Origin of the sequence: Clostridium sp., from assembly GCF_036643715.1 — a bacterium.
Lineage (GTDB): Bacteria > Bacillota > Clostridia > Clostridiales > Clostridiaceae > Clostridium.
The window spans coordinates 19,252-30,456 of record NZ_JAVXRL010000032.1 but is presented as its reverse complement, the minus strand read 5'-3'; the positions used below and the strand labels follow the sequence as shown (position 1 = coordinate 30,456).

13 protein-coding genes are annotated in these 11,205 nt (G+C 29.9%); 1 reads left to right on the top strand and 12 read right to left on the bottom strand.

The features are described from left to right. The coding region (locus tag RSF37_RS10170; RefSeq protein WP_332564302.1) for a VanZ family protein at nt 1–408 on the top strand (408 nt) is incomplete at its 5' end. 70 nt (nt 409–478) lie between these two features. On the opposite strand, the gene RSF37_RS10165 is transcribed toward RSF37_RS10170, so the two are convergent. From RSF37_RS10165 to kduI, 12 genes are all read right to left on the bottom strand, one after another. Next, entirely contained in the window at nt 479–1,483 is a 1,005-nt protein-coding gene (locus tag RSF37_RS10165) for a LacI family DNA-binding transcriptional regulator (protein WP_332564301.1), read from the bottom strand. A 41-nt stretch (nt 1,484–1,524) separates the two neighbouring features. Continuing rightward, the gene (locus tag RSF37_RS10160; protein WP_332564300.1) at nt 1,525–3,528 is read right to left on the bottom strand and encodes a heparinase II/III family protein; all 2,004 of its coding nucleotides are present in this window, start codon (nt 3,526–3,528) and stop codon (nt 1,525–1,527) included. 100 nt (nt 3,529–3,628) lie between these two features. Next, a complete protein-coding gene (locus RSF37_RS10155; RefSeq protein WP_332564299.1) occupies nt 3,629–4,645 on the bottom strand; it encodes a sugar kinase in 1,017 nt (338 codons plus the stop codon). 5 nt (nt 4,646–4,650) lie between these two features. Beyond that, a complete protein-coding gene (locus RSF37_RS10150; protein ID WP_332564298.1) occupies nt 4,651–5,283 on the bottom strand; it encodes a bifunctional 2-keto-4-hydroxyglutarate aldolase/2-keto-3-deoxy-6-phosphogluconate aldolase in 633 nt (210 codons plus the stop codon). 1 nt (nt 5,284) lies between these two features. Further along, nucleotides 5,285–6,064, bottom strand: a complete 780-nt coding sequence (gene kduD, locus RSF37_RS10145) for a 2-dehydro-3-deoxy-D-gluconate 5-dehydrogenase KduD (protein ID WP_332564297.1) — start codon at nt 6,062–6,064, stop codon at nt 5,285–5,287. A 12-nt stretch (nt 6,065–6,076) separates the two neighbouring features. Then, entirely contained in the window at nt 6,077–6,355 is a 279-nt protein-coding gene (gene yajC / locus RSF37_RS10140; RefSeq protein ID WP_332564296.1) for a preprotein translocase subunit YajC, read from the bottom strand. Nucleotides 6,356–6,361: 6 nt separating this feature from the next. Then, entirely contained in the window at nt 6,362–6,772 is a 411-nt protein-coding gene (locus tag RSF37_RS10135) for a PTS sugar transporter subunit IIA (protein WP_332564295.1), read from the bottom strand. Nucleotides 6,773–6,795: 23 nt separating this feature from the next. Beyond that, complete coding sequence (locus RSF37_RS10130) at nt 6,796–7,608, bottom strand: PTS system mannose/fructose/sorbose family transporter subunit IID (protein WP_332564294.1); 813 nt, start codon at nt 7,606–7,608, stop codon at nt 6,796–6,798. Continuing rightward, nucleotides 7,598–8,392, bottom strand: a complete 795-nt coding sequence (locus tag RSF37_RS10125; RefSeq protein WP_332564293.1) for a PTS mannose/fructose/sorbose/N-acetylgalactosamine transporter subunit IIC — start codon at nt 8,390–8,392, stop codon at nt 7,598–7,600. The genes RSF37_RS10130 and RSF37_RS10125 overlap by 11 nt, the downstream gene beginning before the upstream one ends. Nucleotides 8,393–8,465: 73 nt before the next feature. After that, nucleotides 8,466–8,960 (bottom strand): PTS sugar transporter subunit IIB, encoded by a 495-nt coding sequence (locus RSF37_RS10120; protein WP_332564292.1) that lies wholly within the window; start codon nt 8,958–8,960, stop codon nt 8,466–8,468. 18 nt (nt 8,961–8,978) lie between these two features. Then, entirely contained in the window at nt 8,979–10,169 is a 1,191-nt protein-coding gene (locus tag RSF37_RS10115) for a glycoside hydrolase family 88 protein (protein WP_332564291.1), read from the bottom strand. Nucleotides 10,170–10,193: 24 nt separating this feature from the next. Next, complete coding sequence (gene kduI, locus RSF37_RS10110; RefSeq protein ID WP_332564290.1) at nt 10,194–11,024, bottom strand: 5-dehydro-4-deoxy-D-glucuronate isomerase; 831 nt, start codon at nt 11,022–11,024, stop codon at nt 10,194–10,196. Nucleotides 11,025–11,205 lie beyond the last annotated feature (181 nt).

Below are 11,205 nucleotides of genomic sequence, written 5' to 3'. Positions count from 1 at the left end.
AGTACTAACAGATACTTTTCAAGAACATTAAACTTAATACCTTTTAATGATATTTTAAATGGATATTATAATAAGCTTGATATTTTCGGTAATATAATTTTATTTATTCCTTTAGGAATCTATATAAATATAATTATGAAAAATAATAAAGCATTAAAAAACATTTATATAATAGTAGTAATAAGTTTGCTCCTCGAAACTATTCAGTACATATTTGGAATAGGTGCTAGTGATATAACTGATATTATTACTAATACTATAGGTGGCATTCTTGGTATCTTCATATATATGATACTAAAAAACTTATTTGTAAAAGATTTTAAAGTTAAAAGTTTCATTACTATTTGTAGCATTTTAATTATGCTTCCTGTTACATTATTATTAATTGCAATAATAGCTCACAATTAATAAGTATTGATATAGGATACTAATTTGCATTAAAAGAAGGTAGCATTACTGCTACCTCCTTTTAATCACTCTATTTTAAATCCGTTGATTCATTCCAATTTATATTGCATTTAAGAATTAAAGATTCATCTTTTGAGTTTTGACCTTCTATTGAATCAATTAAAATCCTTGCAACTGCTTTTCCTTCTTCATAAGTTGGTTGAGATATTGTTGTTACTGTAGGAGTTGCATATCTAGTCCACTCCCAGTCATCAAACCCAATAAGTCCAACATCATTTGGTATATTTAACTTTTTAGTCTTTATATAATCATATGAATTCCTAAGAACATTACCATTTACAGCAAAGAATAAATTTTTCTTACCTACTTTAATATTTTTATCTATTACAGTTTTTATTTCATCTGCCTCTACATTCTTTTGGATAATTTCAACTTTATAGTCAACACCAAGTTCTTCTAAAGTATCTACGAAACCTTTTTTTCTCTCGGTCCTAACCATAAGTAATTTAGGATCTTGTGTTAATAATACAAAATTATCATATCCTTTGTTAACAAGATTAGTTATAGCTTCTCTTGTAATATCATAATTATTTGTTTTAACCCATTCACCTTTAAAACCTTCATTTACTGAATCCAATAAAACTAACTTCTTTCCTCTTTCTTTAATCTTATCTATAAGGTTTGTAAACTTCACAGTAGATTGAACTATAAATCCGTCTACTCCCATATCAAGCATTTTATTAATATATCTTTCCTCATAATTATAATCATAATTACTACTTCCAACTATTATTTGATAGTCTTCTTTTCTTGCAACTTTATCTATTCCTTTTACTATAGTACTACTAAAAGGATTAGAAATATCAGCAACTACAACTCCTATTAAGTTCATCTTTTTAGAGGTTAAACTTCTTGCTACAATACTTGGACTATAATTAGTCTCTTTAATTGCTTCCCCTATTCGTCCTTTTGTTTCTGCAGACATTTTTTCATACTTTCCGTTTAAATAAAATGATACAGTTGTCTTTGACGTGCCTGCCATCTCTGCTATATCCTTTATCGTTAACTTCTTCATCTATTCCACCCCTAAATCGGTTTACTTTATATATTTTATACTTATACTTTCAATCTTATCTTATTATAAGTTTCTCCATTTTTGTGAAGCACAACAACTTTACCATAGAAAGGAATATTATTGCAATAGTACATTTTTCCACCTTTATAAGTTTCCTTATTAAATATTATAATAACATAACTTTCCTCTTCAGATAAAATAAATTCTTTTACAATTGCTACATCTTCTGATAAGTTTTCTTCACCTCTAAATTGTCTAATATATGATTCTTTTATTTTAACATTACTATCTATAATAATATCATAATTCACATTATTATTTGTGAATTTTAATTCTTTTAACAATTTTTTATTATTATTTATTTCATTATAGCATTTTGAAGTTAACCCATTTTCTAATATGAATTGTTCCTTGCTATGGATTTTTATAATATCACCATTATTATCTAATGATATTTCACCTAAGTTATTGCATACTTTAATGTTAGTATCTAAATTATACTGGCATTTAACTGTATGCTCTCCACTGCATTTAATATCATTAACTATTACCCATATGCCTTTATCTATATATAGAACTTTCCTATTTATTAAATATGGAGTTCCATCTTTTAATTCAGAAGTATAAGGCATCTCTACATAACTTACACCATCTTTACTTTCGAAATAATTTTTCATACAGTCGCCATAACTAAAGTAGCTCCATGACTTATTAGGAACACCATGTGGTTCATCATCGATTATGCACACATTATGAGCTTTATATGATTTTAAATATGTTCTTAAAGGATCTTCCTCTATATAAGTGTATCTTCCACAATCAATTAAATACGGTTTACCTTTATGATAAAGAGAAATATGACCTAGGTCTGTATGACCATGCCCACTTCCTAATGTACCATTTTGTAAATAAGTATAATCACTATTTTCATTAAATGAATCCCTTAAGTAAATATTGCCTGAATCTTTAAATATTTTATTTATAACTTCTGGCTCTACACCTACTAATTTATTGAAAGTATCATATCCACTCTTTCCAAATGACCATATACTCATTAAATCCATCTCTTTAAATGAAGCCCATTTTAAAAGTTCATTATTAAAAATTACTGCACCCTTAGATATAATATCTCTAACATCTGTAATATCACTATCCCCTTGAGCTTCTTGAGTTGATTTTGGTGATTTTGCATATACTAAGTATTCTGCCATACTCTCAACTTTCTTAATGAAATTATCTTCTAGCTTATATCCAAATTTATTGCTGTAATTTATTAATTTCATTGAACAACTTAAAACTTCTATATGGTACATTAATGATTGTTCCCAATGTGTACCATCATCAAACACTTGCATTTCAATTTGATCATATAATTCTTTTTCTGCCCATGATCTAAGGCTCTTATCTTCTAAAAATTCACCAAGCCATAAATATACCGAACATATTGATGTAGTTTGTAAAACTCCCCAGTTACTTAAAGTATACTTACCTATGTATGCTTCCTTTAAATATTCTATTTGTTCTTTTATACTTGAAACTATTTTTATTATTTCATCATCCTCTAATTTCTTTTCATTAATTAAATGTACTAATATTTCTATCCATGATAAACATCTAATTCCTGTATCAATTGTTCTAATAGTATTTCCACCATTTATATTAATTTCATTATTTTCAATCCAATCAAAAATAAAATACTTTAATTTATCTATATATTTTTCATCTTCTTCAATATAGTAAGCCATAAGTAATTTATTTAAGTATTCATGCCTATTAAGCATAAATATCCATTCATCATCACTATTTGGAGTGTAATCCCATCTAAATGGTTTTATTGTATAAGGAACATTACATTGTTCCATATCCCAAGTATTATCAAAAATGAAAGAGTTATTTAATAATAAATTTGCTCCTATTAACCTTTTATAGTACTCTTCTTTTTTATTATTCTTTATATAATCTATTACAAAATCTTTATTGTATTTACTGAAATAATCATCTACTTTATTTTTAAGATCTTCTAGTTCTATATTATAATTTTTCATACATAAACCTCCATAACTCCTTTTATATTTAATATTATATTTTACAAAAGCTGCAAGCAACAGAGTCTAAACCCTTGCTTACAGCCTTATAAAGTAAACACTATCTATTTACACTTCCTAAGCTTTTATTATTAATTAAGCTATATATTTCTTCTTTATTAGCCAAGCTTACATCCCCTATTTGAGCATGTTTTAAAACTGCTGTAGCTACTCCAAACTCTGCAATATCTCTCTTGTCATTATTATCATCTAATAATTTACTAATAACTCCAGTTGCAAAAGCATCCCCGCCACCAATTCTTGATAACATTTGGAATTCATATCTTGGAGATCTATGTATCTCTCCATCTGCATATAGTATACCTGTAAGTGAATGTATATTTGATGTATTTGCTCTTCTTAAAGTTGTTGATATATATTTCACTCCAAGTTCTTCAACCATATATTTAAATTTCTCTTTTAAAACTACATCTGTAACTTTATCCTTCTCTGGATCTAAAAATTTAAATTCTTCTGGATTTTTAGTAAGCCACCCAAAACAGATGTAACTATCTTTAACTATAGGCTTTAATGTTTCTAAAAACTCAGCATAATCTTTAAATAACTTAGCTCTATAATTTAAATCTACACTTATTTTTATACCTCTTTTTTTAGCTTCATCTACAATTTTAGTACTGAACTCTTTTACATTGTCTCCAAGTCCAAAAGTTATTCCAGATACATGTAGAAGATCAACATCTTTAAATATAGTATCAAGGTCAAAATCTTCTATAACAAGTTCTGTTATTGAAGAGTTCTGTCTATCATAAATAACATTCGCACTGCGTGCACCATAACCCTCTTCATAATAATATAGCCCAAGTCTATTTCCTTTTTTAACTATATTACTACAGTCAACCCCATATGACATTAGAAAGGCTTTTACTGAATTTCCTATTGCATTATCGGGTACTGCTGATATTATACTCGTATTAATCCCTAAGTTTTTAAGACCGATTGCAACATTTGCTTCTGCACCACCAAAGCACATTTCAAGTGTTCTTGCTTGATCTAATCTTAAATTACTTGGGGGAGTTAATCTCATTAATAATTCTCCTAAAACTAAAACCTTCCCCATATTTCCTACCTCTTTATATCTTTAATAAGCTTTATATATTTTTCTGTTTCTGTCTTAACTTTGATTGGATCTTTTAACTTTGTTATAGCACTTCCTATACTTACAATCTCAGCTCCACATTTAAACCATTCGCTAATATTGTCATAAGAAACTCCTCCTGATACCATAACACCTATATCTTTAATTGGTGCTTTAATATCTTTCACAATTGAAGGACTACAAATTGATCCTGGGAACAGTTTTATAACATCTGCTCCACTTTCTCTAGCTTCTACAATTTCTCTTATTGTGAAACATCCAGGTATATATGGTATTCCATATCTATTGCACATAACTGCTGTTTCTTTACTAAAACATGGACTTACAATAAATTCAGCTCCTTTTAATATTGCAAGCCTTGCTGTTTCTGCATCAAGAACTGTACCTGCTCCAATTATTACATCATCAGCTTTATTTAAAACTAGTTCCTTTATAACTTCGTCAGCATCTGGAATTGTAAATGTAACTTCAATAACTTTACATCCACCGTCAATAGCTGCACTAGCTACTTCCACTCCTTCTTTTGCTGTATCAGTTCTTAGAACTAATACAAAAGCTTCCTTTTCTATAGTAACTAGTTTATTAATTTTCTTAATCATACTATCTTACTAACCATCCACCATCTACAGCGATGACATGTCCATTTATATAGTCTGAAGCTTTACTTGATAAGAATACAACTGTTCCCATAAGATCTGAAACTTCTCCCCATCTTTCAGCTGGAATTCTTCCAAGTATTTCAGCATTTCTCTTTTCATCTGCTCTAATTGGTGCAGTGTTTGCTGTTTTAATGTATCCTGGTGCAATAGCGTTTATTTGTACGTTGTGTGTTGCTAATTCATTAGCAAAAGCACGAGTAATTCCAACTACTCCATGTTTTGAAGCTGTATAAGGAGGTACAAATTTTCCACCTTGGAATGATAACATTGATGCTATATTTATTATTTTTCCATGCCCTTGATCTACCATAACTTTCGCTACTCTTCTTGAAAGATAGTAAACAGCATTTAAGTTTATATTCATTACAGCTTCAAAATCTTCGTCCTTATACTCAAGAAGTGGTGCTCTTCTTATTGTTCCTGCATTATTAACTAATATATCAATCTTTCCATACTCTTTTAAGCAAGTATCAACAACTGATTCTATAACATCCTTCTTAGTAAGATCACCTTTAACAAAAATTATTTTTCTTCCAATACCTTCAACTAATTCTTTAACTTCTTGTATATTATCATCAAATGTAGTAACTAATAAATCTGCTCCTGATTTTGCTAATGCTTCAGCATAAGCCATACCAAGTCCTGTATTTCCTCCAGTAACTATTGCTACCTTTCCTTCTAAATTGAAAAAATCTAATGAGAAATCTTTTAAATTATTCATAACAAACCTCCGTTATTCTTTTAAAGCTCCTATTATACTAGCCTTATCTATCTCTATTATTATTCCTTTGGCTATTTCAAGCTTAACTATGTTCATATTCATTCCTTTTATTCTTCCATAAATTCCTGATATAGTAATAACTTTATCATTTATTTTTAAAGAAGAGAGAGAGCTATCTCTCTCCTCTTCCTGTTTTGCTAACTTCCTCTTATTTATAAAAGGCATAATTAACATTACAATTACTGGATATGCTACAAGTAATATTATTAAGACTAATGTTAATCTATCCATAATAAACTACGCTATGTCTCTTCTTGATATAACTGTTGACATATCCTTAAGGCCTTCTAATGAAGATTCTATTGTATCTCTAATATCTTCATCCGTACTAATAACTATTGTTTTCATTACTATATCAAGTATGCATCCAACTGATACTCCACCTATAACATATTGATCATTACTTTCTTCGTTCAAAAGTACTTCTCTTGAAGTTATTTGGAAAGGTGCTCCTCCTGTTATATCAGCAAATACTATTAACTTTTCGTTTTCTTTAACATATGCATTAACAATTTCTGTGAACTTATCATGAGTTAAATCTTCATGTAAGTTTATTGCATCTATTCCTTCATCTACTCCTGTTAATAATTTAATAGCTGATTTTGTTCCTGTTGGGTATTCTCCATGTCCTACAATTAAAATCTTCATCTTCTTCTACCTCTCTAATCTAATTATCCTAATATTCCAAGTACTGATCCTAAAACACCGATTACTATTGTTAATCCAACAACATGATATGTTGTCCATTTACGTTTCTTTATTAAGTAGAAAACTAATATTGTAAATAACGCTGGTAATAATGCTGGCGCTATTTTATCAATCATCTCTTGTATAGCAACAACTTTCTCTCCACCTTCTGGCATGGCTGCTGTATACTTTATTGGCACTGTTAATTTAACAAATGATACTGCAAGTCCTGAGATTACTGTAACCCCTATCATACTTGCTATTCTTGAAACTTCACCCATTTTTTCACTTAATGTTTCAATAACACTTGTACCTAATTTATATCCCCATAAACCGGTTAACAACTTAATAGTTAATAATATACCGTTCATTGCTAAGAAGAATAATATCGGTCCTGCTATTAATCCATCTTGAGCTAATGAAGCTGCAATTGTTGAGAAAAGTGGTGCTAAACAGAATTGTGATAATGAATCACCAATACCTGATAATGGTCCCATAAGAGCCATCTTAATACCTCTAATTTCATCTGCAGGTGTATCTGCTTCAAGCATTACTAAATGTAAACTTGTTATAAATGGTAAGAAGTGAGGGTTTGAGTTGAAGAACTCGATATTTTCATCAAGTGTATTCTTTAATCCATCCTCATTATTCTTATATATTTTCTTTAAAGCCGGATACATAACATTTGCATATCCAAGACCTTGGTAATTTCCGTAGTTAAATCCATTTTGTAAAAAATATGATCTTAAAGATACTTTTACATAATCACTCTTTTTTAATACTCTATTAGATGCCATCTTCAAATACTACCTCCTCGTCTTCATTTCCCCCGTTTGATCCACCGTTATGTTTAACTCTAAAGAATTCCATTAAAGCAAACATTGTTCCAACGAATGCAACTCCCATTACTGGTAAGTTTAAGTAAGCTACTGCGATATATCCAAGTAATACAAATGGTATTAATTCTGTCTTTGCCATAACTGTTAAGATCATTGCAAATCCTACTGCTGGTAACATTTTACCTGCTACTGATAATCCAGTTATAAGCCAAGCTGGTATAAGTTCTATAACTCTTTGTAATCCTTCAGCACTATAAGCTCCTGCGAATCCTATAGCAAATCCTACTACTGCAAATACTACAATTGTTGCATTAGCTGCTATTCTAAATTGACTAAAGTTCTTCTTTTCAAGACCTTTTTTAGCATAACTAGTTAATCCAGTTGCAAATGTATAAGTTGCTGTAATTAAGAATTGGAATGCAACAGCGAATGGGAATGATAAAGCAAGTGCTGTTGCTGTATCCATACCTGATCCCTTCATTGTTATAGCCATAATTGTTCCTACTATTCCAGGTCCCATTGGGTTTGGAGGAACTGTTCCACCTGCTCCAACACCGAATCCCATAAATGCAAGTTCTCCAACAGCTCCCATAGCTAGTCCTGTTGGTATATCACCTAAAATCACACCTACTCCAAATGATAAAATGATACAACGATTTGTATAAATACCTAATAGCATCCCTGATAGACAAAATGCTGTCCATAGACCTATCAGCGTACATTGAAAAATTGATATTTCCATTATGATACCTCCCATAAATAATTTATATATTACCTCCTAAAAGATTATTTTAGGAGGATTTTTACATTTTAAACTACCCTAAATATTTAGTAATATCAACTTGAACTGCGCCATCATTACCTGATGGTGTTGTTTTTGTATTGAACTTTATACCATGATTTTCTGATAATTTTTTAAGTGCCGCCTTATCATCTTTGCTTAAGTATATTGAACGGGTAACTTGCTCTTTGCCTTCAGCATTGTGTATGTTACCTAAGTTTATTTCTTTAACTGGAACTCCGCCTTCAATTAGCTTTAATGCATCTTCTGGTGTTTTACAAACTATAAAAATCTTTTGCTTAGGTGATGCTTTAAAAATAATTTCGCATGTATGTTCAATTGAGAAAAATCTCATTGCAACTGATTTTGATACAACAGTTTTCATTAAAGTTTGTTGAATCTTATCTACACTTGCTTCATCATTTGCAATAATTACTGTATTAACACCTAACGCATTTAACCACATTTGACCTTGTCCATGTATTAATCTTTCATCGACTCTCATCATTTCAATATTTGGTGTATTCATAAATATCTCTCCTTCTTTTTACCAATATAATTCCCAGTCTTTATAGAATCTAATTAAAGCTTCTAAGAAATAATAATCACCCCATATATTACCTTCATCTACACCTTTTCCTGAGTGCCATGAGTAAACTCCATGTAATAAAACCGGTTCACCTTCTTCAATATTGTTATTTGTATAATTCTCAATTAATGATCTTAAAATTGTATGCATTGCATACTTGTAAACTTCTTTATCCTCATCTACTTCTGGAATATATTTATTCATTTCATGCATTCCACATACTGCTATTGCAGCTGCTGATGAATCTCTTGAATGATCATCCCCATCATTAAATATTAAATCCCAATAACATACGTTATCCTTAGGTAATCTATTTAAGAAATAGTTTGTCATTCCTTTATAAAGATTAAATGCACTTTCATTTCTTGTACTTCTATAATTTAGAGGTATCCCATATATTCCCCAAGCTTGTCCTCTTGCCCATGATGAATCATCATTATATCCTTGTCTTGTAGCACCTTTAACAGGGTTACCGTTTTCAGGATTCATATAGAAAGTATGGTACGCTGATGCATCATCTCTTATAACATAGTTACATGATGTTTCAAAATGATTTTCTGCGATTTCTCTATATGTATTGTCTTTTGTCTCGTCTGTAGCCCAATATAATAGAGGGATATTTAAAAGACAATCTATTATGAATCTATAATGATCTTCTCTTCCAAGTTCTCCCCAAGCTTGAATAAACTTACCTTTCTCTTGGTATCTACTAATAAGTTTGTTTGCTGCTTTAATTGAAGCTTCTCTTGCAATTTCAGAACCTGTTAGCTTATGTGCGCTAACACATGATAGTGAGTATAAGAAACCTAAATCATGGTGATCTATTTCTATATCCTTATCTACCCTGTTTTTAAATGACAAAACATTCTTATCTGCAAGTTCTCTATATTTATTATCACCTGTATATTCATAAGCAAGCCATAATAATCCTGTCCAGAACCCATCTGTCCATTCTATATTTTCAATTATTGGATATTTACTATCCTTTGTAGCTGAATATGGGAACTTATCTTTAAAGTATCCCATATTTAAATCTATTTGTTTAATAACCTTTTCTATTGCTTGTCCTACTTCTTGTTTAGTTAAAAGCTTACTATTTAAAAACTCTTCTCTTTTTTTTATTTCTTCAACATTTATTTTTTTAATCATAATTTTTCTCCCAAATAACCGTTACTATCTAAGTACGTCCATTTCTATTCCATCCATATCAGTAAATGTTTGATTTTCTCCACACATTCCCCATATAAATGTATAATCACTTGTACCAACACCTGAGTGAATTGACCAGCTTGGTGATATGATAGCTTGTTCATTTTGTACAACTAAATGTCTTGTTTCTGTTGGCTCTCCCATGAAGTGGAATACTCTTGTATCTTCATTCATGTTGAAGTAGAAGTAAACTTCCATTCTTCTTTCATGAGTATGACATGGCATTGTGTTCCAAGCACTTCCTTCTTCAAGAATTGTCATTCCCATTAGTAATTGACAGCTCTCACATACATTTGGATGAACATATTGATATATTGTTCTCTTGTTAAGATTTTTGTCATCTCCAAGTTTAACTGGATTTGCTTTTTCTATTTCTATCTTAACTGTTTTGTATTCTTTGTGAGCTGGTACTGAATTTATATAAAGTTTTGCAGGATCTTCTGGATTAACAGATTTAAATTTAACTTCTTTGTTTCCTTTTCCTACATAAAGTCCATCTCTATTGTTTAAAGTGTATTCAACACCATCAATTGTTACTATTGCTGTTCCGCCGATATTGATTAATCCAAGTTCTCTTCTTTCTAAGAAGTAATCAACACCCATTTCTTTTCCTGCTTCAAGTACTAGCTCGTTGTAAACCGGTTTGATTCCTCCAAATATTATTCTATCTACATGACTATAAGTTAATTCTATACTGTCATTAACAAATATCTCTTCTACTAAGTAATGCTTTCTAAGTTCCTCTGTATTATATTTTTTTGAATCCTCTGGATGATTTGCATATCTATAAATCATAATATCCTCCTTAAATTTTAAGTTTATAAACCGCTTTACTAAGCTTATGAGTTTATTATAGTAACTTTTGCAAACGATGTCAATACAAATTTTACATATTTCTAATATTAATTCAATTTTATTTAAAATGCTATTCATCTTTTTGTTTAATATATTTTTATGCAACAAAAGTGGATTCTAT

What these genes read in the sequence shown, in the direction of transcription:
- RSF37_RS10155 (WP_332564299.1), bottom strand. Translation starts at nt 4,645, where the DNA reads ATGGGGAAGGTTTTAGTTTTAGGAGAATTATTAATGAGATTAACTCCC.
- RSF37_RS10150 (WP_332564298.1), bottom strand. Translation starts at nt 5,283, where the DNA reads ATGATTAAGAAAATTAATAAACTAGTTACTATAGAAAAGGAAGCTTTT.
- RSF37_RS10115 (WP_332564291.1), bottom strand. Translation starts at nt 10,169, where the DNA reads ATGATTAAAAAAATAAATGTTGAAGAAATAAAAAAAAGAGAAGAGTTT.
- RSF37_RS10125 (WP_332564293.1), bottom strand. Translation starts at nt 8,392, where the DNA reads ATGGAAATATCAATTTTTCAATGTACGCTGATAGGTCTATGGACAGCA.
- RSF37_RS10165 (WP_332564301.1), bottom strand. Translation starts at nt 1,483, where the DNA reads ATGAAGAAGTTAACGATAAAGGATATAGCAGAGATGGCAGGCACGTCA.
- RSF37_RS10160 (WP_332564300.1), bottom strand. Translation starts at nt 3,528, where the DNA reads ATGAAAAATTATAATATAGAACTAGAAGATCTTAAAAATAAAGTAGAT.
- RSF37_RS10135 (WP_332564295.1), bottom strand. Translation starts at nt 6,772, where the DNA reads ATGAAGATTTTAATTGTAGGACATGGAGAATACCCAACAGGAACAAAA.
- yajC (WP_332564296.1), bottom strand. Translation starts at nt 6,355, where the DNA reads ATGGATAGATTAACATTAGTCTTAATAATATTACTTGTAGCATATCCA.
- RSF37_RS10130 (WP_332564294.1), bottom strand. Translation starts at nt 7,608, where the DNA reads ATGGCATCTAATAGAGTATTAAAAAAGAGTGATTATGTAAAAGTATCT.
- kduI (WP_332564290.1), bottom strand. Translation starts at nt 11,024, where the DNA reads ATGATTTATAGATATGCAAATCATCCAGAGGATTCAAAAAAATATAAT.
- kduD (WP_332564297.1), bottom strand. Translation starts at nt 6,064, where the DNA reads ATGAATAATTTAAAAGATTTCTCATTAGATTTTTTCAATTTAGAAGGA.
- RSF37_RS10120 (WP_332564292.1), bottom strand. Translation starts at nt 8,960, where the DNA reads ATGAATACACCAAATATTGAAATGATGAGAGTCGATGAAAGATTAATA.